The organism is Streptomyces sp. NPDC001093 (assembly GCF_040298985.1).
GTDB lineage: Bacteria > Actinomycetota > Actinomycetes > Streptomycetales > Streptomycetaceae > Streptomyces.
The window spans coordinates 40,898-65,576 of record NZ_JBEPBF010000003.1; the positions used below are offsets into that span (position 1 = coordinate 40,898).

30 protein-coding genes and 7 pseudogenes are annotated in these 24,679 nt (G+C 68.0%); 20 read left to right on the forward strand and 17 right to left on the reverse strand.

Annotation, left to right across the window (positions count from 1 at the left end; genetic code table 11):
* Window positions 1-561 precede the first annotated feature (561 nt).
* Window positions 562-1,335: a bestrophin-like domain gene (locus ABT288_RS02690; RefSeq protein ID WP_351601940.1), complete on the forward strand. Its 774-nt coding sequence runs from the start codon at window positions 562-564 to the stop codon at window positions 1,333-1,335.
* A gap of 389 nt (window positions 1,336-1,724) precedes the next feature.
* Here the strand turns inward: ABT288_RS02690 and ABT288_RS02695 are convergent.
* A pseudogene (locus tag ABT288_RS02695) lies at window positions 1,725-2,184 on the reverse strand (DDE-type integrase/transposase/recombinase); the annotation flags it as partial.
* A 39-nt stretch (window positions 2,185-2,223) separates the two neighbouring features.
* Between ABT288_RS02695 and ABT288_RS02700 the strand changes: the two are divergent.
* Entirely contained in the window at window positions 2,224-2,601 is a 378-nt protein-coding gene (locus tag ABT288_RS02700) for a transposase (protein ID WP_351601943.1), read from the forward strand.
* A 28-nt stretch (window positions 2,602-2,629) separates the two neighbouring features.
* Here ABT288_RS02700 and ABT288_RS02705 read toward each other — a convergent pair whose 3' ends face one another.
* Window positions 2,630-3,226, reverse strand: coding sequence for an SMI1/KNR4 family protein (locus ABT288_RS02705; protein ID WP_351601946.1), 597 nt, complete (start codon window positions 3,224-3,226; stop codon window positions 2,630-2,632).
* 996 nt (window positions 3,227-4,222) lie between these two features.
* On the opposite strand from ABT288_RS02705, the gene ABT288_RS02710 reads away from it, so the two are divergent.
* Entirely contained in the window at window positions 4,223-4,402 is a 180-nt protein-coding gene (locus ABT288_RS02710; protein WP_351601949.1) for a hypothetical protein, read from the forward strand.
* A 122-nt stretch (window positions 4,403-4,524) separates the two neighbouring features.
* Here ABT288_RS02710 and ABT288_RS02715 read toward each other — a convergent pair whose 3' ends face one another.
* The 3 genes from ABT288_RS02715 to ABT288_RS02725 all read right to left on the reverse strand — a co-directional run bounded on the left by ABT288_RS02715 (window position 4,525) and on the right by ABT288_RS02725 (window position 5,956).
* Window positions 4,525-4,995, reverse strand: coding sequence for a hypothetical protein (locus ABT288_RS02715; RefSeq protein WP_351601952.1), 471 nt, complete (start codon window positions 4,993-4,995; stop codon window positions 4,525-4,527).
* 27 nt (window positions 4,996-5,022) lie between these two features.
* A complete protein-coding gene (locus tag ABT288_RS02720; RefSeq protein ID WP_351601955.1) occupies window positions 5,023-5,445 on the reverse strand; it encodes a hypothetical protein in 423 nt (140 codons plus the stop codon).
* Window positions 5,446-5,659: 214 nt separating this feature from the next.
* The gene (locus tag ABT288_RS02725) at window positions 5,660-5,956 is read right to left on the reverse strand and encodes a hypothetical protein (protein WP_351601958.1); all 297 of its coding nucleotides are present in this window, start codon (window positions 5,954-5,956) and stop codon (window positions 5,660-5,662) included.
* Window positions 5,957-6,648: 692 nt separating this feature from the next.
* Between ABT288_RS02725 and ABT288_RS02730 the strand changes: the two genes are divergently transcribed.
* Complete coding sequence (locus ABT288_RS02730; protein WP_351601961.1) at window positions 6,649-7,095, forward strand: SsgA family sporulation/cell division regulator; 447 nt, start codon at window positions 6,649-6,651, stop codon at window positions 7,093-7,095.
* On the opposite strand, the pseudogene ABT288_RS02735 reads toward ABT288_RS02730, so the two are convergent.
* A pseudogene (locus tag ABT288_RS02735) lies at window positions 7,018-7,320 on the reverse strand (DUF6417 family protein); the annotation flags it as partial. The gene ABT288_RS02730 and the pseudogene ABT288_RS02735 overlap by 78 nt on opposite strands.
* Window positions 7,321-8,782: 1,462 nt before the next feature.
* On the opposite strand from ABT288_RS02735, the gene ABT288_RS02740 reads away from it, so the two are divergent.
* The gene (locus ABT288_RS02740; RefSeq protein WP_351601967.1) at window positions 8,783-9,040 is read left to right on the forward strand and encodes a hypothetical protein; all 258 of its coding nucleotides are present in this window, start codon (window positions 8,783-8,785) and stop codon (window positions 9,038-9,040) included.
* Window positions 9,041-9,396: 356 nt separating this feature from the next.
* Here ABT288_RS02740 and ABT288_RS02745 read toward each other — a convergent pair whose 3' ends face one another.
* A complete protein-coding gene (locus tag ABT288_RS02745; protein WP_450864188.1) occupies window positions 9,397-9,825 on the reverse strand; it encodes a DoxX family membrane protein in 429 nt (142 codons plus the stop codon).
* A gap of 53 nt (window positions 9,826-9,878) precedes the next feature.
* Here ABT288_RS02745 and ABT288_RS02750 point away from each other — a divergent pair.
* Both ABT288_RS02750 and ABT288_RS02755 read left to right on the forward strand, forming a co-directional pair.
* Window positions 9,879-10,277, forward strand: a pseudogene (locus ABT288_RS02750) (IS701 family transposase); the annotation flags it as partial.
* Window positions 10,257-10,508 (forward strand): replication-relaxation family protein, encoded by a 252-nt coding sequence (locus tag ABT288_RS02755; RefSeq protein WP_351602333.1) that lies wholly within the window; start codon window positions 10,257-10,259, stop codon window positions 10,506-10,508. The pseudogene ABT288_RS02750 and the gene ABT288_RS02755, both read left to right, overlap by 21 nt.
* Before the next feature lie 232 nt (window positions 10,509-10,740).
* Here the strand turns inward: ABT288_RS02755 and ABT288_RS02760 are convergent, their stop codons facing one another.
* Window positions 10,741-11,049: an ANTAR domain-containing protein gene (locus tag ABT288_RS02760; protein ID WP_351601970.1), complete on the reverse strand. Its 309-nt coding sequence runs from the start codon at window positions 11,047-11,049 to the stop codon at window positions 10,741-10,743.
* A gap of 13 nt (window positions 11,050-11,062) precedes the next feature.
* Window positions 11,063-11,422 (reverse strand): STAS domain-containing protein, encoded by a 360-nt coding sequence (locus ABT288_RS02765; RefSeq protein ID WP_351601972.1) that lies wholly within the window; start codon window positions 11,420-11,422, stop codon window positions 11,063-11,065.
* Window positions 11,423-11,614: 192 nt separating this feature from the next.
* Here ABT288_RS02765 and ABT288_RS02770 point away from each other — a divergent pair, with 192 nt between their 5' ends.
* The gene (locus ABT288_RS02770; protein ID WP_351601975.1) at window positions 11,615-11,998 is read left to right on the forward strand and encodes a helix-turn-helix transcriptional regulator; all 384 of its coding nucleotides are present in this window, start codon (window positions 11,615-11,617) and stop codon (window positions 11,996-11,998) included.
* Window positions 11,999-12,232: 234 nt separating this feature from the next.
* Here ABT288_RS02770 and ABT288_RS02775 read toward each other — a convergent pair whose 3' ends face one another.
* Window positions 12,233-12,541 carry a hypothetical protein gene (locus tag ABT288_RS02775; RefSeq protein WP_351601978.1) on the reverse strand — a complete coding sequence of 103 codons (309 nt, stop codon included), beginning with the start codon at window positions 12,539-12,541 and terminating at the stop codon, window positions 12,233-12,235.
* 215 nt (window positions 12,542-12,756) lie between these two features.
* On the opposite strand from ABT288_RS02775, the gene ABT288_RS02780 reads away from it, so the two are divergent.
* On the forward strand, window positions 12,757-13,203 hold the full coding sequence (locus tag ABT288_RS02780; protein ID WP_351601981.1) for a transposase: 447 nt from the start codon (window positions 12,757-12,759) through the stop codon (window positions 13,201-13,203).
* Window positions 13,204-13,319: 116 nt separating this feature from the next.
* On the opposite strand, the gene ABT288_RS02785 is transcribed toward ABT288_RS02780, so the two are convergent.
* From ABT288_RS02785 to ABT288_RS02795, 3 genes are all read right to left on the reverse strand, one after another.
* Complete coding sequence (locus ABT288_RS02785; protein ID WP_351601984.1) at window positions 13,320-14,000, reverse strand: diguanylate cyclase; 681 nt, start codon at window positions 13,998-14,000, stop codon at window positions 13,320-13,322.
* Between the two features lie 105 nt (window positions 14,001-14,105).
* Window positions 14,106-14,432 carry a plasmid stabilization protein gene (locus ABT288_RS02790; RefSeq protein ID WP_351601987.1) on the reverse strand — a complete coding sequence of 109 codons (327 nt, stop codon included), beginning with the start codon at window positions 14,430-14,432 and terminating at the stop codon, window positions 14,106-14,108.
* Window positions 14,433-14,938: 506 nt separating this feature from the next.
* The gene (locus ABT288_RS02795; protein ID WP_055705189.1) at window positions 14,939-15,109 is read right to left on the reverse strand and encodes a DUF5670 family protein; all 171 of its coding nucleotides are present in this window, start codon (window positions 15,107-15,109) and stop codon (window positions 14,939-14,941) included.
* Window positions 15,110-15,831: 722 nt separating this feature from the next.
* Between ABT288_RS02795 and ABT288_RS02800 the strand changes: the two genes are divergently transcribed.
* Together ABT288_RS02800 and ABT288_RS02810 are read left to right on the forward strand one after the other, a co-directional pair.
* Window positions 15,832-16,041 (forward strand): hypothetical protein, encoded by a 210-nt coding sequence (locus ABT288_RS02800; RefSeq protein ID WP_351602348.1) that lies wholly within the window; start codon window positions 15,832-15,834, stop codon window positions 16,039-16,041.
* Window positions 16,042-16,651: 610 nt separating this feature from the next.
* Window positions 16,652-16,843 (forward strand): annotated as a pseudogene (locus tag ABT288_RS02810) (hypothetical protein); the annotation flags it as partial.
* 88 nt (window positions 16,844-16,931) lie between these two features.
* On the opposite strand, the gene ABT288_RS02815 reads toward ABT288_RS02810, so the two are convergent.
* Together ABT288_RS02815 and ABT288_RS02820 are read right to left on the reverse strand one after the other, a co-directional pair.
* On the reverse strand, window positions 16,932-17,174 hold the full coding sequence (locus tag ABT288_RS02815; RefSeq protein WP_351601990.1) for a DUF5133 domain-containing protein: 243 nt from the start codon (window positions 17,172-17,174) through the stop codon (window positions 16,932-16,934).
* Between the two features lie 449 nt (window positions 17,175-17,623).
* Window positions 17,624-18,556, reverse strand: a complete 933-nt coding sequence (locus ABT288_RS02820; RefSeq protein WP_351601993.1) for a hypothetical protein — start codon at window positions 18,554-18,556, stop codon at window positions 17,624-17,626.
* A gap of 306 nt (window positions 18,557-18,862) precedes the next feature.
* Here ABT288_RS02820 and ABT288_RS02825 point away from each other — a divergent pair, with 306 nt between their 5' ends.
* Window positions 18,863-19,012, forward strand: coding sequence for a hypothetical protein (locus tag ABT288_RS02825; RefSeq protein ID WP_351601996.1), 150 nt, complete (start codon window positions 18,863-18,865; stop codon window positions 19,010-19,012).
* A 39-nt stretch (window positions 19,013-19,051) separates the two neighbouring features.
* Entirely contained in the window at window positions 19,052-19,738 is a 687-nt protein-coding gene (locus ABT288_RS02830; protein ID WP_351601998.1) for a GAF and ANTAR domain-containing protein, read from the forward strand.
* 15 nt (window positions 19,739-19,753) lie between these two features.
* On the opposite strand, the gene ABT288_RS02835 is transcribed toward ABT288_RS02830, so the two are convergent.
* Together ABT288_RS02835 and ABT288_RS02840 are read right to left on the reverse strand one after the other, a co-directional pair.
* A complete protein-coding gene (locus tag ABT288_RS02835) occupies window positions 19,754-20,212 on the reverse strand; it encodes a hypothetical protein (protein ID WP_351602001.1) in 459 nt (152 codons plus the stop codon).
* Window positions 20,213-20,328: 116 nt separating this feature from the next.
* Window positions 20,329-20,511, reverse strand: a complete 183-nt coding sequence (locus ABT288_RS02840) for a transposase (RefSeq protein WP_351602004.1) — start codon at window positions 20,509-20,511, stop codon at window positions 20,329-20,331.
* A 69-nt stretch (window positions 20,512-20,580) separates the two neighbouring features.
* Between ABT288_RS02840 and ABT288_RS02845 the strand changes: the two are divergent.
* The 7 genes and pseudogenes from ABT288_RS02845 to ABT288_RS02875 form a co-directional block, all read left to right on the forward strand.
* A pseudogene (locus ABT288_RS02845) lies at window positions 20,581-20,774 on the forward strand (IS630 family transposase); the annotation flags it as partial.
* Window positions 20,775-20,883: 109 nt separating this feature from the next.
* The gene (locus ABT288_RS02850; RefSeq protein ID WP_351602007.1) at window positions 20,884-21,729 is read left to right on the forward strand and encodes an SDR family oxidoreductase; all 846 of its coding nucleotides are present in this window, start codon (window positions 20,884-20,886) and stop codon (window positions 21,727-21,729) included.
* 68 nt (window positions 21,730-21,797) lie between these two features.
* The gene (locus ABT288_RS02855) at window positions 21,798-22,172 is read left to right on the forward strand and encodes a transposase (protein ID WP_351602010.1); all 375 of its coding nucleotides are present in this window, start codon (window positions 21,798-21,800) and stop codon (window positions 22,170-22,172) included.
* Window positions 22,109-22,555: an IS3 family transposase gene (locus ABT288_RS02860; protein ID WP_351602012.1), complete on the forward strand. Its 447-nt coding sequence runs from the start codon at window positions 22,109-22,111 to the stop codon at window positions 22,553-22,555. The genes ABT288_RS02855 and ABT288_RS02860 overlap by 64 nt, the downstream gene beginning before the upstream one ends.
* A 125-nt stretch (window positions 22,556-22,680) precedes the next feature.
* Window positions 22,681-23,016, forward strand: coding sequence for a hypothetical protein (locus ABT288_RS02865; protein WP_351602014.1), 336 nt, complete (start codon window positions 22,681-22,683; stop codon window positions 23,014-23,016).
* Window positions 23,017-23,059: 43 nt separating this feature from the next.
* A pseudogene (locus ABT288_RS02870) lies at window positions 23,060-23,368 on the forward strand (helix-turn-helix domain-containing protein); the annotation flags it as partial.
* 164 nt (window positions 23,369-23,532) lie between these two features.
* A pseudogene (locus ABT288_RS02875) lies at window positions 23,533-24,653 on the forward strand (IS3 family transposase).
* Window positions 24,654-24,679: the final 26 nt, after the last annotated feature.

Consider the following 24,679-nt stretch of genomic DNA (forward strand, 5'->3'; position numbering starts at 1 on the left):
ACGCGTCCGCGGGCGACAGGCTGCCTTCGGCAGGCGGACCGCTCCTGGGCGGCGGGCTGGTCGCGATCGCACTCGGTGGGGCGTGCTGTCCGTGCCCACCGCCACCACCTTCCCCGCCACCCCCGCATTCCCCACCGTCTCCTTCCCCGCGTCCGTCTCCTCCCTCTTCGCCGCGCCCAGGACCGACTCCCCCGCCTCCGTGGACGGTTCCTCCGAGCCTGGCACCGCCCGTACGGCCGAAACCGCCCACGCCACCCGCCCCGGCGGCGAGGCCCAGGCCAGTGGCGCCGTGGTCGGCCGGGGCGCCACAGGAGCACCAGCCGTCATCCCGGCCCGCACCCCGGCCGGCCAGGCCGAGCGCGGCGGCGGTGCTGGCGGTGCCGGACGGGAACGCACCACCGTCCTCGGCGCAAGACGACGCGGCGCGGTGGTGGTTGCTGTCGATGGGGGGCGTCCTGCTGCCGTCCACGCTCGTCTCCTGCCTGCCCCGGCCGGGCGACCGCCGCCGGTGACGACACCGCATCTCCACGCTCTCCCCTCCGCTAGCTCCCTGGGGCCGCCATGTCCATGTACGTCATCTCGTTCCTGTCCACCGTCGGCGGCGGCGTCTTCGCCTTTCTGCTCGGCCGCGTGCTGGGCAGGGTCAGGCCGGGCGGCGACTCGTCCGACTTCAGCAGCTCGGCCGTTTCGCTCATCGGGGGTGTACTGCTCAGTTCCTTCATCCTCCTGACGGGCTTCCAGGTGGCGGGGAGCTGGTCGCAGCTGACCACCGCGCGGTCGCGTACCTACGACGAGGCACGCGCCCTCACCGATACGTACTGGGCGGCGGGCGGGCTGCCGGTCAGCGACCGGGTGGCGGTCCGCGCGCTGCTGCGGCAGTACACGGAGGAGGCGCGCACCGTGGAGTTCCACGATCTTGCGCGCGGGCACACCGCCCCGCAGGCGTGGAGCAAACTCGACGCGGTGCGCGGCGCGATCAACGCCGCGGCGGCCACCCGACCGGACCAGCAGGCGGCCAAGGCCGCCGCGCAGTCCGCGCTCGCCACGGTCTATCAGACACGCGCCGACCGGGCGGCGCAGGTCAAGGCGGGGATGCCACTGATCGCCTGGATCGCGCTGCTGGTCGCGGGCGCGTTCCTGATCGCCTTCCCTGCGTTGCTCGGCCTCATTCCGTCCCCCCGCCACCTCGTCGCCCTCTGCTTCGTCGGCGTCGCGGTCGCCTTCGCCATTTGCTTCACCTCTCAGCTCAACCACGCCTTCCGCCAGCCCTTCGGCGTCCGCCCGGCAGCATTCACCTTCGCGGAGACACGCTTCCGCCAGATGGACGGCTACTGAGGTTTTGCGAGTTCGCCGATTCCCGGCCCGACCCCCCGTCCTGCTCGCCGCCCGCGGGGAGATGGGCGTGAGCTGCCCCGGTTCCGAGGAGTCCTTGAAGCCAGGTCTATGATCTGGGCGCATTTTGCGGCCGAACTCGGCCGTCTCCGGACGAGGCCGACCAAGTGATCGAGCACCTCAAGGGCGTGGGCCTCGGGGCCGGGTTCGTCTGCTGGGTACTGGAGCTGTCCGAATCCGCCTACTACCAGGCCAATTCGTTCGATGTGATCTTGCGAGATGCCGGCTTGTGTGGCGAGCGGGCTTGTCGAGCGGTTAGCGCCGGACGGTTTGTAGGGGCTCTTTCAGAGGGTGCTGGGCCTTCACCCGTGATGGTGGACACGCGTCTTTGATCACGCGGCGAGCGTGAGCTTAGCGGTGTGGTGTCGGCGTTCGTATTCGTTGGGGCTGAGGTGGCCGTCGGCGGAGTGCCGACGTCGGGTGTTGGAGCCGGTCAGCCAGGCGAAGACCGCTCTTCTGCAGGTGTCGGCGTCGCCGTAGTCGTGGGCGCCCTGAAGGGTCTCGCGTTTCAGGGAGGCGTGGAAACTTTCGCAGGCCGCGTTGTCGGCACTGGTGCCGACAACGCCCATCGACCGGGTGACCCCGAGCTGGTCGCAGAGGTCGGTGAAGGCCCTGGAGCCGTGTTGCGCCCCGTGGTCGGAGTGGAAGAGCGACCCGTCCAGCCCGCCGCGGGTCGCGGCCGCCATCTGCAAGGCATCCGACACCCGGGCTGGTGCGCATGTGGTCGGCGATGGACCAGCCGACGGCTCTGCGACTGAAGCAGTCCAGGACGGTCGCGACATAGAGGAACTCCGCGCCCGCCAGCCGACGCCAGCACCTGCTGTCCCGGACGTGGCGCGCTGGATCGTCGGGCGCCCTGAGAGCCAGAGTGAGTCAGCCGGCCAGCAGCTCAAGGACCTCTGCACGCGCTGCGCTGACATTGCTGTGACCTGCCGACTCGCCCGCAGCTTCGCCTCGCTTCTGAGGCACCGCGACGGCCACCGCCTTCAGGACTGGCTCGCCGAGGCCGCGGCCAGCGAGATCACCGAACTCCACTCCTTCGCGAAGGGCTTGCGCCAGGACCTCGCCGCCGTCACCGCCGGTCTCACCATGGCCGGGAACTCCGGCGCGGTCGAGGAGCACGTGAACCGGATCAAGATGATCAAGCGCCAACACTACGGTCGAGCCGGATTCGACCTCCTCATGCGTCGCATCCTGCTCGCCAATTGACTGGTTCGGCGTGTCGGTTCGCCGCGGGTCAGGCCGACTCGAAGCTCGGTTGGACTGGGCCGATCTCACCAGCGGCAGCCAGTTCCTCCAGGTCTTCCGGCTCCAGGAACTCCAGGGCCTCCGGTTCAAGGCCGTGGTACCGGTCGACGTCGAGCAGCCGTCGCACGAACGAGAGGGCGAAGCTTGAGAACGGGCCGTCGAAGGTGCGGCAGCCCTCTTCATGGGCCATCGTGACGATCTTCCATCGGTTCGGGTCGGGGTCGCAGGGCAGGAAGAAGTGCTCGTCGCCGCTGTAGTCGTATCCCCACGAGATGAGCCCACCGGATTCGGGGTGGAAGGGGTACGGGATGTGCTCGGAGTCGCCGCTGCCGAGGGCCCTGGCTCGGCGCTCAGCGAAAACCTCATTGGTCTTGCGCATGCGCTCCAACAGCGGGCTGCTTCCACGAGGGTGGAAGACAACGAGTTCGCCGGAGATGACCCCGGTGCCGTAGGCGTTGAGAAACGCCTTGAAGTCACTGGGCAGAGCGGACCCTACATATCGCTCCACTTCGATCCAGTCATCCGGGTTGGACTGCCGGTGAACTGGCTTGCCCAGCAGGGCCCGCAACTCATCCAACGAGGACACGTACCGCTCCCAAGCCCCCAGTCACTCAACCTTCGGTGGCACGAACCTAGTGGCCATCAACCTCGGTGACAACGCTCAGCCTTCGCTGTCACAGGACACCGGCGTTCACGGAAAGTGCTGAAGAGCCAGAAGGAAATGGCTGTTGACAAACGACCGAGCCGACGAGCCCGAGGATGCGGGTCGCGGCGTTGCAGCCGGGCCAGGGTAGACGAGCGCTGGCGTCGACGGGACGTCAGCTGCCTCTGCAAACCGCGAAGTTCAGCGGCAGTTGCCGCACGCGGCGGGTCGGGAATGGAGACTGCCGCAGTGATCCTGTCCAGATCTCTTCCACTTGCGTTTCCTGGACTACCAACTGTTGCTCGGCCTGCCGAAGCTGGTACGTCGCCTCCCATTTCCTGCTGACGGGCCTGCTCCAGTTGCCGCTCCAGCTCGTACCGCACCGAGGCCCGCCGCGGCCTCCACCCGATGGCTCTGGGCCGTTCCCGGTCGCCGCGTTCCGGGGCCTCCTCGGTCTCCAACGCGGCGATGTAGAACTCGTAGGCACTGTCGCGTTCCTGCTGTGGCACCCTGCGGTCGCGGCTTCACGGGCTTCGTGGAGGGCGTCCAGCCACTCCTTGGGCGGCAGGCCCTCACCCGGCAGCAGCCGCGACAACCGCGCGTGCTCCGTCCCCAAGGCCTGCTCGGCATCCCGGCGCAACGGCCAGGTTCCATCCACAGCCTCCCGGGCGTACCCGGCCCACTTGCCCACCGCCGTCTCCAGTGCCTCGGCAGGCGGCTTCCTACGGGGCCGACCACGTCTGCGCTCCCCCTGCTCTTCGTGCGGTAACGCCATCAAGAAAATCCTCGAAATCGCTGCTCAGAGCCGTTGGTGCGGCTTTCGCACAAACTCCCGACCTGCGCATGCTCTCAGACGTCAGCGGCCCGGGACCGGGGATCCATCCCACCCGTGCCCGCCGCGAGACATCTCCCTCGAACCGACCCGACTGGCGGCCGACCATGACCACGGCACCTTCCACCCGCGGCCAGGAACGCACACACCACGCGGCACCGCGCCGGCGCCAGTTGTCCCGCAGGCTGTCTCGCACCGCACTCAGCGGACTCGTCCGCGGCACCGCCACCGCTATCGGCACCGTCCTCGCCGGCTGGCTCACCGCCTGGGCCCGCGAACACCTGTGAGCCCAGGGCGAAGGCCTGCCCACCGAGGAAACACTCACGGAGCTCGACCACCATGGCCGGGAAACGAACGACAGCTCTCACGCCTCGATGACTCCGTCAGCTACGCCACCTGGATCTGACCCTCACTCCCAACGCTGCGAACGTAAGCGGGTGGTCGGCTCACCTGGGCCGACCACCCCTTCGGGACTCCATCTGTCCGGCGCGATGCGTTCGATTGCGGGGGTGCGGCGGGCGGCAGCGAGGAGTGCGGTGACCCGCGCAGTGTCGGTACCAGTGATGGTGGCAATGCGGTCGATGCTCAAGCAGAGGTCGTCGTGGAGGAGCACGGTGTCCTCAGCCGGTGAAGGGGTGCGGCCGGCACGACGGGCAACGGCTCGGGTGTGTTCTTCCCAGGCCCAGGCGGAGGGGCACTGCTCGGTCATGAGCCAGGTCCAGTTGCTGGCGACGAGGTCGAAGAGCTGGGTAACGCTGAGCTGGGCTTCCTCTTGTGGGAGGCGCGCGGTCGCGTAGGCCTGGTAGGCCGGGCGGTGCAGGTCGTAGAAGGCATAGAAGGCGGTTGTGAGAACGGACGCAGCGGGCGGTACGGGCTTCATGGTCCTTTCCCCTGATGGGCGAGCAGATCAGCTGAAGGTGGCGGTGGGGCCGTTTTCAGCGGCTGCCTGAGCGCGGCGCCACAGAGGCCGGGTGATGTTGGGCAGGCTCTGCAGGAGGACGGTGAGTCGGTCGATCACCGGCCAGTCGGGGACGCCGGGGCCGTACAGCGCGCGGTCGAGGTCATCGGCGCTGATCGTGTGCTGAGCGGCGGCGAGAATGACCCCAGGGTTTGGTGAGGCGAGCGCATAGTGCAGGCCCTGCATATAGGTGTGCAGATACCGGACCGGGTCGTCGGCATTCGAGGGCTGGACGGCAGCGGCCGCTTCCCACAGCGGCTTCATCAGCTCGGGGTCACCCCCGCATACATCGCAGATGACATTGACGTACCTCCAGGAGACTTCGCGTTGGTCGGAGAGCATGCGCGAGACGTAGGACTCGTGGACGCCCATCGGTTCGCGAGTTCCCGCCGACGGCGGCCGGAGCCTTCCTTCATTCGGGTGAGGGCGCAAGCCAAGAGCTGACCCGGGGGGCGCAGGATCGGCGTGCCAGCGGCGGCTGCCGTGGGATGGGCGGGGGTGACCGGCTTGGGCCGTTAGCGGGCGGCCAGGTCACGGTCGACGGAGGACGGGTCGTATTTCTTGCGCAGCCGGTCCTCGGTGCGCCTCACGATGGCTCGAGGTCTGCGAGCGGCTCGCCCTGGGCGCGCTGGCGGACGACGACGACCCCGATCGCCTCGTCCACCACGTCCCGGAGGCTGACGAGAAGCTGAAGGAGATCGGTGTTCGGCGTGCCCACCCGGTACGCGCTGAGCAGCAAGGTTTCGGAGACCACGGTGCAGTCCTCTGTGATGTCGCAGAGCGCCTCGGTGCAGCGGGTGGCGCGGGCTGAGTCGACCGCCGGTGCGGAGCGGGCGGGCCGAGGGGTGCCGTCGGCCGTCTGGACGTTGGAACGAGTGGACATGAGGGACCTCTTTCGGGGGTGCTGGGCGGGTATCTGTGCCGGCCGGCCGCAGACGGCCGGCCAGAACTGGAGCGGGTGGGACGCCAGCGTCGGCTCGCGCCCCGTTGGTCGGCGACGCGCTTGCCAGGGCGGGCGTAACCGCTGGCAACGCTCCCTCGCTCGCGAATGCCCTCCTTCACGATCACCCCTTGTGGGAGCCGGCACGATGGTCGCTGTCCTCGGCCTCCCCGCTCTCCGGAAGCTGGGACCCCGCTCCCGGCATCCTGTACTGCGACAAGCCCGGCAGCCCGCGGTGCGGAGTCCGCCTCACCATGGGCATCACTCGAGACCAAAGCCAGCGACTGGCCAGGGCGCTCGGCACCTGCTCCACCCCATGACTTCTGGGACAACCTTCATGAGTCAGACGCAAGTACCGACAGACGCGTTTCCAGAACTCCTCAACACGAGTCCTCCAGCCTCGAACCGTCACCCAACCGCACCGCCTCACTGACGGACGCGCCGGGCGAAGACCGACGTGGTGATCACCCGTACGGCCCGGCATACAGCTGCGTTTCCCGGGCAACCGCCGACCTGACCCCGGGCGCGTTCCGTCCGTGGTGTTCCGGGAGGTGCGTGCCGTGGCCGAGCCCCGAGCAGGCCGCAGCACCCACCTCGTCCTGCACGGCCGACTTCGCACCCGACCTGGAGGCACCATGCCCGCGACCGACGAGCGTCCCCATCCACGTTCCGGACGCCTGTATCTCGACCAGACCATCCACCTGGTCGTCAGCGCCACCCAGGCTCTGCCGGTCGAGGTCCTTTTCACCTATGACGCCGCCGATCCGCTCGCCGTGCGCATGGACTTCACCGGCTGCGCCGACGCTCTCGCCCCCTGGGTGTTCGCCCGTGACCTGCTACACGCGGGCCTGCACGGGCCGTCCGGCGTCGGCCACGTGCGCGTCTGGCCGGACCGCCGCCGACACGGCCCCGGGTCGATCCGGATCCTGCTGACCGGCACGGAGGGGACGGCCGTGCTGCGCGTGCCGGCCGTCCCGTTCGAGAAATGGCTGACAAAGACCTTCTCAGTCGTACCCGCCGGCACGGAGCAGGATTACCTGTACTGGGACGACGTCGTGCGGGAATTGCTCCGGCAGTACTGAACGGCACCCAGGCCCCGCAGTCGGGCCAGCCGCAGGCCAGCTGCCAACCGGTCGGGAGTGGAAGACAACGCCGTACTCCCTGGCGAACCGGTTGGCCTCGGCGGCAGAACCGCCCATGAAGCGCAGATAGAAAGCATAGGCAACCGACTCGATCTGCTCCGAAGTCAGATACAGCGACCAGCAGTTGCCGATCTGACGCGCCGAGCGCATCCGCCCCGCCAGGCCCTCCGCCGGCGCTCAGGCACCTCGCCTTCCCGGCGACCGTCACTGGCCGGTAAGGTCGGGCGCGACCAAGTCCCGCTCAGGGCGAGCAGGCAAGGCCGTGCCTCCCCTTGCACCGTCTGTGGCGGGCATCCAACAGGCCCCCGTCCGAGAATGAGGGCCCGGCGGACAAAGGGAACGCAGACGCTCTGGCGCCAGTCGGATGCGGGCGGGATCTCCATCCGGGCCGCGAGGGACAGGTGCTTCCGGGACCGCGTCTACCCACCCGGACACGACGACGTCGCCCTCCTCATCCGCACACCCGAGCAACCTGCGGTTCCTGCTGCCGGCAGGCAAACCCTCTGCCCGGACCTATCGTTCATCCATTCGCCGAGGGCGCGTCAAGTTGGAGGCACCGCTGCCGGTGCCGACGTCCAGCACCCGTGCCCCGGACCAGGTCGTCGAAGAGGACGTCGCGTGGCTTGGGCGTGGCGTGGGCCTTGCCGCAGCGTCGTACGCCGTGGGGGCATGGGTGGACGGCGTGAAGGTCGCAGCGCCAGAACTCCAGGGCACGAAAACCGGAGACCACGCGCAGGTCACCGGTCCTGGCGACAGGCCGGGAGGCTGTCGCTGCGGGTCCAGTGAGTGTCGTTGCGGTGGGCGTAGTCGGCGCGGTCCGTGTGCCAGGCGGGAAGCGGCTCCGGCCGACGAACCAGTGTCATCGCCCTCCGGCAGCCAGACGACGTACGAGAAATCCTGGCGACCACGCTGGCCACGCCCGGTCTGAATGACACGCCAAGAATGTGCCGTGTGCATGGGATGCGATGCTGGGACGGTTGCCCACCGCCCCAATCTATCGATCAGTGGGATCGCCAACGAGGAGCGGCGCGGGCGGCAACGGCAGCGGCAGCGGCAGCGGCAGCGGCAGCGGCAGCAGGGCGAGCACGCCCGGCCACCGACTTCGACACCGAGTAATCCGGTGTCGTCATGCTTCGTCCCCAGTCGCTTCGGATGACCGACGCACTGGGTCCGCACTCCGTCCAGGCCCGCGTCACCACCTCCCTCTTCCGGAGCCACGACCTCCGCGTCGAGTGCGCCCTGGAGCCCGGCAGACCCGTCCGAGCACCTGGCATGCGGACGCCCCACCACTGCCGGTGGGATCCCCCTCCGGGCCCGGGGCCCTGCTCGGCCCCCTCAGTCCGCCGGCTGCTCGGCGGAATCAGAATCCGTAGCATCGTGAGTTCGGCGGAGCAATCCCGACGAACGTCATCTCCGTATGAAGTAACAGGAAGCAAATCCTTCTCCACAACAACATCAACCGAGAAGTTCGCAATCGCTCATGGTCGATATCGGAGGTGATGGTCCGCCGCCTGAATGCGCTTCGCGGGCGGCGACCGGCGCACAGAGCTACGCGCAGGCTCTCAAGCGCCGGGGACGGCTCCGAGGCCGCCGGAAAATCAAGCACACCCTCAGAGAGGGGCTCACCATGCGCGCACACACCCGTATCAAGCGAGCGGCCATCGCGGTCGCGGCAGCACCGATCCTGGCCATCGCCGCCGGAGCCGGCGCCGCCCACGCAGCCGCCACCACCGCACCCGAGCACGTCGTCTCTTTCCACCAGGACAACGGCTGGGGCTGGGGCGGCGGTGGCGGTTGGGGCTGGGGTGGAGGACACCACAGCCACGGCTGGGGCTGGGGCTGGGGCGGAGGACACCACAGCCACGGCTGGGGCTGGGGTGACTGAGTGCCGGCAGAACTGATCGCCACCTGAGATCCAGTGCTCAACCCCGAAAGGAGAAGTTGCCATGCGTGCAAACATCTCCACGGTCAGACGCGTGGCTGCCGCCATCTGTACCGCTCCCCTCATCGCCCTAGCGGCCGGCGCGGGAGCCATCAGCGCGGCTGCGGCTGACCACCACGCACCGAACAGCACCGCCGCCGTGTCCCCCAAGCCCTGCCCTCCCAAGCACACCTGTCCACCCGGTTGGGGCCCCGGATGGGGCTGACGGCCCATGAACTGTAGGACCGCAACGCGGTCCTACAGTTGGTTTTTCAGCACCCCAGCATCGGCCTCGAAGAGGGCGCGGGCGGGGTCGCCGTTCACAGACTCAATGTGATCGCAGCGGCAAGGCCGCCGAGGCCGAGGGCGAAGGCTGCCTGTTTCCAGCCGCCCACACCCCAGGGGAAGTAACGGTCGGCGGCCAGCCGTCCCGGGCCAATGGCCGCAACGGCGAGGGCGACGACGGCGATGCACACGCTGTATTCCACGCCGCCGGCGGTCTCCCACAGGCCGTGGGCGCCGGTGACAGTGACCATGACATTGATCATGATGCCGATCAGGGCGGCAGCCGCCAGCGGTGTCAGCAGACCGAGGGCCAGTCCGAGGCCTCCGAGGAGCTCGGACAGACCCCCAATCGCGGCGAAGAGCTTGCCCGGGTGATACCCCAGGGCCGCGAATCCCTTGCCGGTCGCCGTCAGCCCCCGGCCTCCGAAGAGCCCGAAGACTTTCTGGGCGCCGTGGGCGGCCATCAACAAGCCGAAGGTCAGCCGGATGAGCAGCAGGCCGCAGTCCGCGGCGGAGTGCGGCCTGGGACGCTGACGTAGTCCGGGACGACGTGCAGCACTACGTCGCCGAGAGCCTCGGAACCCCGGACGGGGTCCTGATCGTGGATGACATCGGCTTCCTCAAGAAAGGCACCACATCCGCCGGCGTGCAGAGGCAGTACTCCGGTACGGCCGGTCGCACGGAAACCTGCCAGATCGGAGTCTCCGCCGCCTACGCCTCGGTCAAGGGCAGGACGCTGGTGGACCGGAAACTGTAACTTCCCAAGTCCTGGACCTCAGATGCGGTCCGGCGCCGAGCCGCGAAGGTCCCTGACAACCGCGTCTTCGCGACCAAGGGTGAGCTGGCCCGCGCGATGATCCTGCGGGCCCTGGCTTCGCCCCTGCCGATCGCCTGGGTGACGGGCGACTGCGCCCACGACCGAGACCGCTCTCGTCTTGCTCGAGGACCCCGCCGCCGCGGCGAGCTGTGCGGGCCGCTGGACTGGATCCCCGAAGTCCACCACCCGATCGAGAGCGGCGAGGCCGTCATCCCTGACGCGCTCCTGTCCTACCGGCGTGGCCCCGCCGACGGCGAAAGCGGGTCGATGCTCCGGGCGTTCGTGGAAGTCGACCGGGCCACTATGGGCCCCGAACGCCTCGCCGCCTAGCTGCCCGCATACGAGCGCCTCCACCGCTACGTACCCGCGGTCCCGGGACGCCGGCCGACCCTCCAGGAGCCAGGCCTGGAGGCGTGGCGGCGGCGCTACCGCTGTTCCCCCGCGTCCTGTTCGTCCTGGACGGCACCGGAGCGGCCGGTGTCGACTCGGTGAAGGCGCCCGGCCGTGCGTAGGAACGCGGCGAGCTGGGTCGCCGGCTGCGCCGGTGCCGCCACCGGGGTGCTCACTCTCCCTGAGCGGGAGTTGTGCCAGGTGTGATGGCGAGTTGAGTGACCGCTGCGGTCAGCTGATGTTGAATGTGCGCGGTCAGCGACGGGCCCTTGACCGCGTCGACGATGTCCTGGGCGAGGCGGTGCAGCTTGGTGTTCGTGTGCTGGGAGACCATGACCAGGACGGTCCAGGCTTCCTCGGGGGTCAGGTTGAAGGAGGCCATCAGCACTCCGCGGGCGAGGTCGATGACCGGCCGGGTCTCCATGGCCCGGCGCAGTTGGATGACCTCAGTGCGAGCGTCCGGTCCGGCATCGTCGGTCAAGGCGTCTTCGGCGTCATGGGTCATGGCGATGGCAGGGGGAGTCGGAGGGGAACAGGGGCAGTGTGCCGGTGAGCGTCAGCAGTCTCGTCACAGCCGGACTGGACTGCCGGACGGTGACGGTCTTGCCGTCGTGCAGTGCATGTTGCCGCAGGCGCAGCAACATGTTGAGGCCGGAGCAGTCGCAGAACTGCACGCCACCCAGGTCAAGGTCCACGCCGGTCAGTGACAGGGCAAGGGCGTCCTGTAGGACAGGGCCAAGCCATGCGCTGCTGTCAAGGTCCACCTCCCCGGCCACCCGGGTGAGCAGCCGCTCGCCCTCGGAGTACGTCTCGGCCTGAAGGGACAGTTGCGGGTGGTGCCCGGTCAGCCGCACCACTGCTCGGGTGGGGCCAGCTGAACCCGCCCCGAGCCGTCCTGTCCCTGCGGGTTCAGGCATGACCGCCGCTCCCCTCACCTTGTGCACTCCCGGTCCAGCTTCGGCACCGCCCTTCATACCCGTCAAGGGTTACATGAAAAATCTTTCGCCCTTTTGTTTTCGTGAACCTTCTCTCCTATCCTGGGGCGCATGGGTGGAGTGCCGGAGTCGCACACAGGCTGGACCTTCTTGACCAATCACGCACGCGTGCTGGCGGCGATCGCCGACGATCCCCACACGCGCATCCGCGACCTCGCCGCGCATTGCCGGCTCACCGAGCGCGCCGTACAGAAGATCATCGCGGACCTGGAGGAAGCGGGCTATCTGTCGCGCATCCGGCACGGGCGCTCCAACACCTACCGCATCGCATCCGATGTCCCGTTGCGGCACCCGGTCGAGGCCGAAGCCGGAGTGACGGTGGCCACCCTGCTGTCCATACTCGCCAGCCACGACTCACAGCGGAGCAGGCACCTGGAGTCGCCGCAGACCGCGGTCTCAGCCACCGGAGGGCCCTCGTACGAGGGCGAGAGGTAACCGCCCCTTCAAGACGAAGCCGGTAAGCGGTTCGGGGGCCCGGGGAGGGGACGTTAAACGCGGGGGGAGCCGGTGGAATTCGACCTCACCGTCGACGCCGCGGGTGTCCGCGCTTCCTTGGAACGGTCACTGCGGCAACCGCGATCATCTGGCTCCGCTCATGACCGACCGGACCCGCTCGGTTCAAGCGCAAGGGTCTGGCCAACCGCCGCGAGCAGTTCGAGCGGCAACTCCTTATCCCCCCTGTCCAATGGCGAGCCCGAGCCAGCGACCGGGATCCCGGTGCGGCCACGCTTGCATGCTTCCAGTCAGCTGGCTCAGGCAGTTCATCGGCTCGGGCACCGCCTCCCCCTCGAGGGCGGCCCGCAGATACGGCAACAGGTCAGTGACGAGCGGCTCGCCCCAGCGTGCCGTAAGGGCTGCGATCAGGGCGTCCAGGTAGGCCCGCAGGTTTGCGTCAGCCTCGCACGCCGCCTGACCGTCGTCCTCATCCCAGAACTCCTGACTGGCCCGCAAGATTCGCACGCGATGCTCAGAAGCCATCTTTGAACCTCTCGCAAGGCCCCAAGATGGCTCCGGACTCCTATCCGTGACCCACAGTGCAAAGTAGAGAGATGATCAGCTACTCACCGCTCAGTCGACCGGTTCCTCGTGGTGCAGCAGTCGCATGACGGTGGCCACTGAAGGATGTTGAACCTTCCCCTTGATCGTGGACACCTGGAGACTGGGACACGAGGTTCCAGAGGAAGTAGTGCCAGGTGGGAAGTAAGAGCAACCGCAGCAGGCGGTACACGGAGGAGTTCAAACGGGACGCGGTCGCGCTCGTGCGCTCCTCCGGGAAGACCGTCACCGAGGTGGCCCGCCAGCTCGGGGTCAGTGCTGAGGGACTGCGGAACTGGGTCAAGCAAGATGCGGTCGACCGCGGGCAGGGGGCGCCGGGAGAGTTGACGACGGCTGAGCGCGAAGAACTGCGCCGGCTGCGGAGGCTGGCCGCCGAGCAGGCGGAGACGATCGAGGTGCTGCGAAAAGCGGCGGTCTTCTTCGCGAAGGAGAAGCAACTCCTCGATCCGGTGCCGGGCATGTCCAGCGGATCTCTCCAAGGACCTCTCCGCGCACTTCACCAGGCATTTCGACGTGTTCCAACCAGGCGCTCTGTTGGGGTGATTCACCGTCGTTCCCGCCAGCGGCGAACTCGTCCAGTCTGATGGGTCCCGACCCCCACGCTGACAATGAGTCAGGCACCGTACGAGACGGGGACAGCAGCATCGAAGCAGCAGAGCGTCGTACAAGCCCAAGTCGCCGACTTGACGGGGAGGCTGCTTCAGTTATCGGCGTCATCGATCCTATCGTCGCGGCGAGCCCGTACGCAGCGGATCATCTCTTCCGCGTACGGCAGGACGACGCAGAGGCCGACTCCGGCGACGATGGCGCCGAGGTAGCCGGCGGACAGCGGGCGCTCCTTGGGAAGAAGCTTCCAGTCGTCGGCGCGGCGGCCGCCCTTGAGGGCTTTGCGGACCTGGTCCCAGTGCAGGCAGGTGGTGAAGGCTGCGGCCGTCAGCGGCAAGACTTCGAGGAAGCTGTGGATGTGCTGCTCAACGGGCGAGACTTCACGCTTGTCGGTGGCCAGCGACACATCCCACAGCGCTGTGCCCCCATGCGCGAGAGCGGCGCCGCCCATGAGCGACAGCACCAGCGGATTCACCTTGGCGGTCAGGCCCGCGACCACCGGCAGGCCGGCCTCGGTCATCATCAGGGCGTGAACCGCTGATTCGCGCACACCGCTCGTGTGCTCGATATCGGACCGGCGGTGCATCACCCAATCGGCGACAGCCGGCACGAACCACAAGGGCATGATGCCGTACAGCAGGAACCTGCGGTTGGTGTTCTCGACGTCGTCGGCACCCCGCGGGATGCGCAGGGTGGGACCGGAGCGCCAGCGTTGCCAGCGAGTGAACGCGGAACGGCGAACAATACGCATGAATGCCTTTCGTCGGTGACGCATGCGGTGCAGGTTCCCGATCGCTCATCTGCCCTTCGCGGACGCCGGACTGCTAGGACGAGCTCCGGTGAAGGCTCCGCCCATCGGGACGCCAGCGGCCGCCGAGAGTCAGCGCCCGACTGCCTTACGCAGCTGGTCCTTGTTCATCGAGGAGCGGCCCTCGATGTTCTTCTTCTTGGCCTCTTCGTAGAGCTGGTCCCTCGTGGGGCCCTGCGCACCGCCGCGGGAGCGCTCGCCACCACGCTGCGACGCGGACTTCTTGTCGCCAGTGGAGGTCTTGCTCGCCATCTTCGACTCCCCCGACCTCGCACGCTCCTTGTTGACCGTCCGCGCGGCGATTTCCTTCGCCCGCCCCGCAGAAGCACCGCGCTTCTGCGCGCCCTCCTTGATGTGCTCGTACTGACGCTCACGCTTGGAACTGGATCCTCTCGGCATGACAACTCCCACAGCTAAGAAGGGCGGTCCACTCTCCGAAAGAACGCGTTCCCGCCCCTGTGAAACCCACACCGCAGGAAACGCACCTCCACTGCACCTGACGGCGGGACGGGCCGCGACAGCAAGGCCGATCGAGCGGTGGCGGCGTCGCAGAGCCATCCGCAACCGGGCCGCCGACGTGCCCCGGCTGGGCAGCAACGAGGACCGCGCGGAGGCATGCCGGCAAGGTCACCTGCGCCGAGACTGAGCCGCGCGGCCTGACCACCCGACCGAACCAGACGCAAGCGCGATACGCACCGGCCCCGCAGACAGGAGGAGCAGGGTTCCACTGCTGAGTCTGCGGAGCCGGTGCATGGCCCACGTACCCTGCGGTGCGTCCGATAAGCCCGATCCCTCCCAATCGCCGCAAAGAAGCGTCTTTTACACGCCAGTGGGCCCGGCCGTAGCGGCCGGGCCCACTCATTGCTCAGGCGTAGGGCGCGCTCCTCGCGCCGGGTGCCTTTCGCCTACCAGCGGTACCAGCGGCCCCTACGGCCGCCGCTGTCCGCAGACCGGACGACGAAGCCGAGCAGCCACACGATGAGCACGATCACCGCGATCCACCACAGTGCCTTCAGCGCGAAGCCCGCACCGAAGAGGATCAGAGCCAGCAGAAGAACGAGAAGCAGGGGAACCATCGTCATCAACCTCCTGGCCACCGAATTCCCTTACTTCAGCCCTATAAGCACACAAAATATGAGTTACTTCCAAGGAATGAGGGGCATAAGCGCGCCGCATGCCGTACGGTTCCCCTTCACTCACACCCAACGCACCGCAGACACGCAGCGCGTTTCACTCAAAGCGATGCCGTGGCCTGGGATCTGCCGGACCATGACGGGCTCGCGCGTACAGCCGACACCCGAGACTGGCAACCGAGGGGGCTCAGCCGCACGACCGCACTCGAGAAGTCCGAGCTCAGGCCGAACGGCACGCCATCGGCAGGCCCGCACAGGCAAGGCCATGGGCGATACCCATGAGACCAGCGAATCGCTGTGAATCAATCACGTTCCCGGAAGTGAGTGATGCCGTTGCTCCCCACGGGCGAGCAGTCGCCTGAAGCAGTGGCGGACCATGGGCGGTTCGTTTCTCCGGTGAACCCCCACCCGCCATCCGAATGAACCCGGCGACCGCCGCAGTGCACTGGCCACGGCACCCGCGGCCCAGGGTGACTCACACAGCCCGCCGCCCGCGACCAGCGTGAGCACTCCGGACGACCGTCACACCAGCCTTTTGACCTGCGGCTACAAGTTGGCGGAGGCTCACTCCCGGCCGGTGGACTCCACTCCGTGGAGTGGATGCCGGGCATCGTCGGTGCGCACCCGCGGCATCGGGTGCACTCAGCGGCCGGACCCCGGCCGCGGTGCGGTCCCTGCAGCTGCGGGCGGTGCACCCGCTGGTCTTCCTCACGCACCGGGTGCACTGCGTCGGCATCGTCCTGTTCGGCGTAGCGGTCCGCGCGGGCACGCGAGTCGGCGGCCGCCGTGGTGAAGGCTTCCTGGAGGTGGCGCAGCCGTTCGACTGTGAGATCGAGGGCTTCCACGTCCGTGCGGGATTCCCGCAAGGCCCGTAGCGCCGACAGGTCGATCGCCTGCCGGCGCCTGGCCTCCGGCTCCTGGTCGCCGTGCTCGGAGCCGACGGCCGGGGGCGCGAGCAGCTGCTGGGGCATCGCCGCCTGCTGGTGCGCGACGACGTCGTACGCCCGGCCTTGCGTGGCGGCGGTGGTGCGCAGCTTCTCGCGGACCACCGCGCCGGCGAGGACGGCCCGCTCATACTGCAACGGAACGCGGGGTATCTCCCACTCCCCCGGCTCCAGTCCGAAGGCCGGGGCGCGGCCGGTGTGCCCGGGTCGGCCGGGGGCTGCCGGTCCGGGTCCGGGAGGGTGGTCGGCGGGCGGCAGTCGGGTTCCAGGTCGGCCAGCGACCAGCGGGCGCTGTAGAGATGGTAGGCGGGCAGCAGGCCGCGCAGCGTCTTCGGCTCGCTGATGTCCAGACAGCACGCGGCGAGCGCGGCGTCCACGATTTTCTCGTCCAGGCCGGCTCGCGGCGACGGCCGCGCAGGACGAGAGCGAGGCGACGGCGGGCTTCGGCCAGCAGGTGCCGGCGGTGGAACCAGCCGCCGCCGCTCATCACGAACACCGTCGCGGTGACGTCGACGGCCGCCAGGGCGACGTCGACGACAGCGGCATCGCCGAGTCGACCTCCCAAGCCCATCAGGCCGGATCCGAGATCCTCGTCGGCCTGGTGGACGAGCTGATCGCCGTGTGGGACGGGAAACCGGCGCGGGGATACGGAGGCACCGCGGACGTGGTGGCGTACGCCAAACGGACCGGCGTACCGGTGCGGGTGCTATGGCCCGAAGGAGCCAGCCGGTGAATCGTTGAACGCTATGCCCTTCCGTAACTTGAGGGCTGCGCCAAACCGGTGGCTGGCGACAGCCGGCAGCTCAGCGGTTATCGGTGATCTACCAACGAAGCAGTCGGGTTGCAAGGAGGGAGTCGTCCTCGACACGGGCACCGGGCAGCCGGTGCCGGGCCGCGATGAGGGCCGCGTCAATATCGCTGGTACCAGTCGACACACACAGCGTGTAAGCAATGTCGTCCATCCGCCGGCGCACCTCCTCATGCCCCTCTTCCGCCTGCAAAACACGCAGGGTCTCGTACTGCTCGACCAAGTTCTTCAGCACCGCGGGATGCGCCATGAGCATCACAAGCCTCCCTTGCAGCCACCAATCGCATGCACCTGACACCGATCCATGTGCCCCGCCTCCCGGACACCATTCCCCCGATGTCCAGCCACGCGGCTTGAGCTCCAAGCCAGCGCGGACTCAGCCGGAGGCAGAGCCTGGACCCTCCGCCGATCCCCGAGACGTGGGAGCCAGCGGGCCGACGGAGGCGGACGTCAGACCGTCGGGCGCTTCGCCCGCCCTGCCGAGTGTGCCGGCACCCGTCGTGCCGGGGCGTTGCGATCCCCGACACTGACAACCTCGACCTGGACCGGAGCGGACCAACCCGGCCGCGGACGCCTGCTGAGGGCGGCTTGCGTCAGAGCCTGTGTACGCGCGAGGGCTCGTGCCAGGCAGAAGCGGCCCTTGATCGCCGTGTGCGCGCCCCTGGCGGTACGACCGGACGTGACGCGGGACGGATTCGGCAGGACTCAGATACGGGGCCAGTCCTGGCTGGCGGTCACCTCGCGTGCGATACGACGCCACTGGGCCTCTCCCCCGGGCAGCGGCCAGGCCCAGGTCAGCTGTTCCGCTGTGTTCAGGTCGTGAAGCAGGCGGACGAGCTGTGGGCCAGCGGTGGCGGCGCCGTCTGGGACGGTGGGGCCGTGGACGGCGCGGAGTTCGGCGAAGCGTGCCAGTTCGTACTCGTAGCAGCCCACGGCCTCATCGATGCGCGCGGCCAGGTCATCGCGCGGCACCGTGCGGTGCAACTGCAGTAGCGGAGGCTCGACGGACTCGGCGATCGCCGCGGCGACCCGCGCGTGACCGTCCATGATCAGATGACAGTCCAGGCCGCTGACCCACCACAACAGGACGGGTGGCAGTGTTCCTTCGCGGGCCTGCTTGCGGTACGCCTTGACCCGGCTGTCGACGGCATCGGGCATCGGCCGCAGCGCAAGGACCTCCCACGAACCGGAATGGACGAACCAGTCGATGTATCCGTCCGGATGGCCGTCGACGAGCATCGAGCTCCAGTACTCGGCGTACGAAGTATCAGCGTGGCGCCGGCGCCGGAGCGGACTCTCGCGCGAGAGCAGCCACCGGCCCTCGTGCAACGGGCTGTCCGGCGAGTCGATGAGGTACTGCGCAAAGCGGTGAGCCCACCGCTGGGGGCTGCCCGCCAGAGCATGCCCCACATCGGCGCGTAGCGGTGGGACGAAGGAGTGGTACTCGTCGGTGCGCCAGAAGTCCACGCCCTGGAGGTGCTCGTCGACAGCGGCGAGCAGCACAGGCCGCGAAAGCTGGGAGACCAGCAGTCGCGGCCCGGCTGTCAAAACGCACAGCCCCGGCTGCCGGCGGTCCTGTACGTCCAGGGACAGACCCACCCACGTGCCGTCCTCCCGCGTGACATCGCTGCGCTGCATGCCGAGAGCGTAGTGCCACACCGAACTCGCCTCCGGTGTCCTGCAGTTGTTGCACCAAGTTCACGACCCGCCGATCAATCCGCCTACCTGGTCCGACGTCCGGGCAGCCCCACCAACCCACACCTGATCCTGGTCCGGGAGCACCTACCGGCCGCCGCCAGAACCTGGCGAGCCGGCCCGGCGGCTTCGGCGCCCGCCTGGACAGAAGACGCCTGACCAGCACTTCCAAAATGGCGACCGCTGAGGGCTGGGCTCTGGCTGGGAGAGCTGACCCATTTTTGGGACTTCGCCGAGGAACGCAGGTTCTTGATCGACATCGCGAGCCCGGCGGTCGGCAAGAACCCGCTCGACCCGGAGAGGGGCCAGCAGATGGCCATGGAAGAAGCCTTGCCCCTTGCCTCCCTGCCGGCCCGGCTCACTCGCCCGCGCTACCTGGCGCTGGAAAAGCGGGTATGAGGTGTGTCCGGACAGTACGAGTGCAGCGGAGGCGTAACAGTGGACTGGAGTCGGTTCGCGCAGCAGATGGCGTCGATGGCGCGTGACCTGCTGGCACAGGATTCGGTCGGTGCCACGCTGGAGAGGATCACCGCTTCGGCCACCGAGCTGGTGTCCGGCTGTGACGCGGCCGGCATTCTCGTGCTGCACGGCAGGCAGGTGCAGACGCTCGCCCCCACTCACCGTCTGGTCGTCGACAGCGACCAGCTCCAGGAGCGCCTGGGTGAGGGGCCGTGTTTCGATGCCGCCCGCAGTGGCGTGAAGGAGCGGGTCTTGCGCATCGCCGACCTCACCGTCGAGCACCAGCGCTGGCCCGCCTACGCCCCCGAAGCCCACGCGCTCGGTGTGGGCAGCATGATGGGATTCCTGCTGTACACCGACGACGAAGAACTCGGCGCACTCAACCTCTACTCCCGCCGCCCCGGCGCGTTCACCGATGTCAGCGAGACGGCCGGCTGGCTGCTGGCCTCCCACGCCGCCGTCGCCTTCTCCAGCGCCCGCACCCACGCCCAGATGGAACAAGCCGTCGCCACCCGCCACATCATCGGCGAAGCCATGGGCATCCTCATGGGCGCCCACCACCTCACCGAAGAACAGGCCTTCGACGTCCTGCGCCGCGTCTCCCAGGAGAACAACATCAAACTCCGCGAGGTCGCCCGCAGGGTTTGCGAACAGGGCAGCCCGTAATACCCGGGCACCGCTTCAGGAGCGGCTCGGGCAGGGCTGCCCGCCGCCCGGCGGTCGGCGTGCACCCACCACCACTGGGACCACACCAGGGTGCCTGCGCCTGGGAAGTGGAGGAAATCGTCGCTCAGGAATCAGGCGCTCCTGCGGTCGCCAAGGTGCGGCACAGGGCAGACCCCACGCAGAGCGCTCCACGCCACCCGCCCGCTTGCAAGACATGCCGCAGTGACAGACGACGTATCTGTGGCACGGCAGCCCACTGGGCGGCGGGCCGTCGCCGCGGGTGTGGCGGGAGGCGATGTGCAGCACGGTGATCTCGTGCGCGAGCGCGTCGTCGGCGGCCTGACGAGCGCAGCGGGCGACCTCGCCCTCGCACCAGGCGTAGTAGGAGGAGCGGGCGACCATCAGTACCCGGCACAGCAGGACGATCGGGTAGGCCGCCGTCTCCGCATGGATCAACCGGTACAGCTCGCTCACCGGTCGTTCTCCTTCACGAAGAAGGCCGTCGCTCTTTCAGGATCTCGATCGTCTGCTGCTGTTCACGGACCTCCTTGCGCAACCGCTTGAGCTCCTCGCGTTCGGCGCTGGTCAGCTCACCGGACTCGCTCTCGCCCCGGCCTGCTTTGGCCCGGCGGTACCAGCCGCGCAGGGACTCCGAGCTGATACCGAGCGAGCTCCCGGGCGACGGCGGTGACCGTCTTGCCCGAGGAATCGACGAGCGCGATCGCGTCCCGCTTGAACTCCTCGGTGTACCGCTTCGTGTACTTGCTTCCCACCTGGTGCTACTTCCTCTGGAACCTCAAGATCCCAGTCTCCAGGTGTCCACGATCAAGGGGAAGCTTCACGAGGCCCACTTCGGGCCGCTGCGGCAGTTCACCGTCGCCAACTCCAACCATCGCAACCACACCGTCCAGGCCCGGGCCCGCACGCCTACCTGCGCTGGCGGAACAAGAACGCCCGCCATCCCGACGTGCAAGCCGCCCAACGGCGCGAGCGCGCCCGCATCCGTAGTGAGAAGGGCATCCGCTGGGGCGGACGTCCGCCGAACGCCGCAGCCGGAGATCACTACTGGCCTGCCTCGCGTCCATCCCAGGATGATGTGCTCCGATTCTTGGCATACTCACTGCTTTCGCCTGGAGGATGTGACGATGATTCTGGTTACTGGTGCGAGCGGCAACGTCGGAACGGCCCTCCTCACTCGTCTTCATGCCGATGGCGTGGACGCGCGGGCGGCCTACCGTGATCCGCACACCACGGCTCAGGTGATCGAGTCGGGCGGCCAGGCGGTGACGCTCGATCTGACCATGCCGGACACGATCGGTCCTGCACTCGACGGCATCGAGGCCGTATTCCTTCTCGGCGCGACGAGCCCTGCCCAAACGACACACGAACTCAACATGCTGGAAGCCGCCCGTGCGGCGGGTGTTCGGGTGGTCAAGCTGTCGGTCTGGCGGGCCGACGAAGGACTCACACCGATCGCCCGGCTGCATCAGCCTGTCGAACAGTCGCTGGTTACGTCCGGTTTGCCTTGGACGATCCTGCGCCCCAACTTCTATCTGCAGAACTTCCTGCGCCAGCCGTCCATCCGTGAGGCTGGGGAGTTCAGTCTCCCACTGATCACCGCCCCCATAAGCTTCGTCGACATCGACGACATCGCCCGTGTTGCAGCGCGGGTTCTCACCACTGATGGCCACGACGGCTGCGTCTATGACCTCACCGGACCGAAGGCGCTGACCTACGCCGAAGCCGCCGAGGAGTTGTCCGACGTCCTCGGCAAGCCAGTGCGCTACGTGGGCCTGCCGGACGACGAAGCGCGCGTGGCAATGCTGAGCCGCGGGATGCCAGAGTTCCACGTCGATGCCCTGATAGGAGTTGCCCGCGCATACCGGGACGGCGGTGCCGAAACCGTCACTTCAACGGTGGCCGACATCACGGGCCGTGCAGCCCTCGGCTTTGCCGATTTCGTGCGCCAGAACCTCAACTTCTTCGATTGAGTGAAGCTTCCCCTTGATCGCGGACACCTGGAGACTGGGACGTGAGGTTCCAGAGGAAGTAGTGCCAGGTGGGAAGCAAGAGCAATCGCAGCAGGCGGTACACGGAAGAGTTCAAACGGGACGCGGTCGCGCTCGTGCACTCCTCCGGGAAGACCGTCACCGAGGTGGCCCGCCAGCTCGGGGTCAGCGCCGAGGGACTGCGGAACTGGGTCAAGCAGGTTGCGATCGACCGCGGGCAGGGGACTCCGGGAGAGCTGACGACGGCCGAGCGTGAAGAACTGCGTCGACTGCGGAGGCTGGCCACCGAGCAGGCGGAGACTATCGAGGTACTGCGAAAAGCGGCGGTCTTCTTCGCGAAGGAGAGTGATCGACGAGCGAGGTGTACGCGTTCATCGAGGCGGAGAAGACCACCCACAACGTTGCTCTGTTGCGCCGGCTGCTGAAGGTGGCCCGCTCCTCTTTCTATGCGTGGCTGGCCGGCGAGAAGACCCGGCGGGCGAAGCGGGCCGCAGACGACGCCCTGGCGCACGAGATCACCGTGCTGCACGTTGCTTCCCGCGGCGCCTACGGGGTGCCGCGGATCCATGCTGAGCTGCGCCGGCTCGGGCACCGGATCAACCGTAAACGCATCGAGCGCGTCATGCGCGAGCGTGGCATCGTCGGCGCGACCCGGCGCAGGCGGCGGTCGCTGACGCGGCCGGCCAAGAAAGCCGTGCCCGCGACGGACCTGCTCGGGCGAAACTTCACCGCCCCGGCTCCCGGGATGAAGCTCGTCGGTGACATCACCTTCATCGCCACGGGTCTGCTGCACGATCGGGTGACCTGACCTGCCCCACCTCTCAGGTTCCAGTTCTGCTGGCTAAGGCCTGTCCCGCAAAGTCTTCCCGGAGACCCGACGTGTCGCCCGGGCGAGGGCTCTGCCATGATCGCCTGTCGATGAGAGGGGCTGTGATGGCCATCGACGAGCGACCTGACCCGGTGCAGATCATCGCGAGAGTGGGGACGGGCTTCTCCGCGGAGCAGCCCGAGCGAGCGATCCAGGTGTGGATGCATCTCGCCACGAAGGCCGGTTGGGATGTCAGCCGCGTCGACGAGGCTTCCGTCGACCTGGACGCTGGCGAGTGCGGGATCGTCGACGTAGAAGGCCTTCGATACCTGGTGCGGCGGGGCCGAAGGGTGCGTCGGACTCTCTATGACGACAGCGGTGGAAGACTTACTCAGCGACCGATCTTCGGCTTCGCTGCATGGGCGGAACCAGTGCTTTCCGCGGACAGCATCATCCCCTGAGGCCGGCACAAGGGTCTCGTGCTGCGTCTGGGACGATCTTGCTGTGGCTGGTGTGATCTCAGCGTCGGAATCCTCCTGGATAGCCCCGTTCACCGGGCTGAGCCCGCGAGCATTCGGAAAGCTGCTCACCCAGCTACGACGCGAGGGGGCCGATGCGGCACGTCCTGGGCGGCCGTGGTCGCTGCCGTTTGAGGACCGGGTGCTGCTCGTCGCCGCGTACTGGCGCACCAACCTGACTCTGCGACAGCTTGCGCCACTGTTCGGAGTCTCCAAGTCGGCGGCGGATCGGATCATCGACCACACAGGGCCGCTGCTGGCACTACACCAGCGCCAGCGGTTCCGTCGCGGCACTGCATGCACAACCTGCTCCAGGCCGCGTAGCCCTCTCACGCCGCCCCGAACCTCGGCAACACCGACCCCTCAAAGATCAATTACGGGACAGCCCTTAACTGACGGCCTTCACGAAAGGCTGCCGGACATGCCCGCGCCTATCCCGCTGAGTTCCGCGCCCGCGCCATCGCGTTGGTGCGGGCAGGAAAAGAACAGAAGCAGACGGCCGTTGACCTCGGCATCCATCCGGTCACGTTGTCGAAGTGGTTGCGCCAGGACGACATCGACAACGGCCGGCGCCCTGGCAGGGTCCCGGAGGAGTCCGCAGAGCTGCGTGCAGCGCCGCGACGGATCCGCGAGCTGGAAACCGAGCTCGAGATCGTCCGCAAGGCCGCCAAGTTCCTCGGCGAGGACAAGCCGGCCCCAAAAGGCTCTACCCGGTGATCGACCGTCTCGTCGATGCCGGGGCACCGGTCGACCGATGCTGCCGGATCCTCGGGGTCGCCCGGCAGAACTACTACAAACACAAGCGCACCCCGACCACACCGCGGCAGCTGCGACGGGAGTGGCTGACCGGGCTGATCCGGGAGGTCCACGTCGCCTCACGCGGCACCTACGGCTACCGCCGCGTCCACGCCGAGCTCACCCTGGGCATGGGCATCCAGGTGTGCTCGAGGACCGTGTCGGTACTGATGACGCAGGCCGGGATCTACGGACTGCCCGGACCGGTGCGGATCAAGCGCCTGCGGGGTGTCGTCACCGCCGATGACCTGGTCAACCGGAAGTTCCATCGGCTGCGTCCCAACGAGCTGTGGGTCACCGACATCACGCAACACCGCACCAGAGAAGGGTGGGTGTACTGCGCGGCGGTCCTGGACGCGTTCAGCCGCAAGATCGTGGGCTGGTCGATCGACTCCAGACAGGACTCCACCCTCGTGGTCAACGAGTTAGACATGGCCCTCCGTAACCGGCGCCCCGAACCGGGCGGGATAGTGCACGCCGATCACGGCACCCAGTTCGCCTCCTGGGTCTTCGGGGAAAGGATCCGCTCCGCCGGGCTGCTGCCATCGTTCGGCACGGTCGGCGACGGCCTGGACAACGCGATGATGGAGTCGTTCTGGTCCTCGATGCAGATCGAGCTGTTGAACCGCAAACGGTGGAAGACCCGGGTCGAGTTGGCGAACGCGATCTTCGAGTACATCGAGGTCTTCCACAACCGACAGCGGCGCCACTCAGCACTGGGCTACCGCACCCCGATCGAGTACGAACTACTCTCCGAGCAAGACATCATCCCCGCCGCCAGTTAGCCACCGCAGCTGGAACCCAAACCGTG

Excerpts from the sequence above, each read along its gene's own strand:
- ABT288_RS02850 (WP_351602007.1), top strand. The coding sequence starts at position 20,884 with ATGATTCTGGTTACTGGTGCGAGCGGCAACGTCGGAACGGCCCTCCTC.
- ABT288_RS02725 (WP_351601958.1), bottom strand. The coding sequence starts at position 5,956 with ATGTCCACTCGTTCCAACGTCCAGACGGCCGACGGCACCCCTCGGCCC.
- ABT288_RS02710 (WP_351601949.1), top strand. The coding sequence starts at position 4,223 with ATGACCACGGCACCTTCCACCCGCGGCCAGGAACGCACACACCACGCG.
- ABT288_RS02740 (WP_351601967.1), top strand. The coding sequence starts at position 8,783 with ATGCGCGCACACACCCGTATCAAGCGAGCGGCCATCGCGGTCGCGGCA.
- ABT288_RS02820 (WP_351601993.1), bottom strand. The coding sequence starts at position 18,556 with ATGCAGCGCAGCGATGTCACGCGGGAGGACGGCACGTGGGTGGGTCTG.
- ABT288_RS02775 (WP_351601978.1), bottom strand. The coding sequence starts at position 12,541 with ATGGCTTCTGAGCATCGCGTGCGAATCTTGCGGGCCAGTCAGGAGTTC.
- ABT288_RS02730 (WP_351601961.1), top strand. The coding sequence starts at position 6,649 with ATGCCCGCGACCGACGAGCGTCCCCATCCACGTTCCGGACGCCTGTAT.
- ABT288_RS02815 (WP_351601990.1), bottom strand. The coding sequence starts at position 17,174 with ATGCTCATGGCGCATCCCGCGGTGCTGAAGAACTTGGTCGAGCAGTAC.
- ABT288_RS02690 (WP_351601940.1), top strand. The coding sequence starts at position 562 with ATGTCCATGTACGTCATCTCGTTCCTGTCCACCGTCGGCGGCGGCGTC.
- ABT288_RS02865 (WP_351602014.1), top strand. The coding sequence starts at position 22,681 with ATGGCCATCGACGAGCGACCTGACCCGGTGCAGATCATCGCGAGAGTG.
- ABT288_RS02720 (WP_351601955.1), bottom strand. The coding sequence starts at position 5,445 with ATGGGCGTCCACGAGTCCTACGTCTCGCGCATGCTCTCCGACCAACGC.
- ABT288_RS02770 (WP_351601975.1), top strand. The coding sequence starts at position 11,615 with ATGGGTGGAGTGCCGGAGTCGCACACAGGCTGGACCTTCTTGACCAAT.
- ABT288_RS02715 (WP_351601952.1), bottom strand. The coding sequence starts at position 4,995 with ATGAAGCCCGTACCGCCCGCTGCGTCCGTTCTCACAACCGCCTTCTAT.
- ABT288_RS02745 (WP_450864188.1), bottom strand. The coding sequence starts at position 9,825 with ATGGCCGCCCACGGCGCCCAGAAAGTCTTCGGGCTCTTCGGAGGCCGG.
- ABT288_RS02795 (WP_055705189.1), bottom strand. The coding sequence starts at position 15,109 with ATGGTTCCCCTGCTTCTCGTTCTTCTGCTGGCTCTGATCCTCTTCGGT.
- ABT288_RS02785 (WP_351601984.1), bottom strand. The coding sequence starts at position 14,000 with ATGCGTCACCGACGAAAGGCATTCATGCGTATTGTTCGCCGTTCCGCG.
- ABT288_RS02790 (WP_351601987.1), bottom strand. The coding sequence starts at position 14,432 with ATGCCGAGAGGATCCAGTTCCAAGCGTGAGCGTCAGTACGAGCACATC.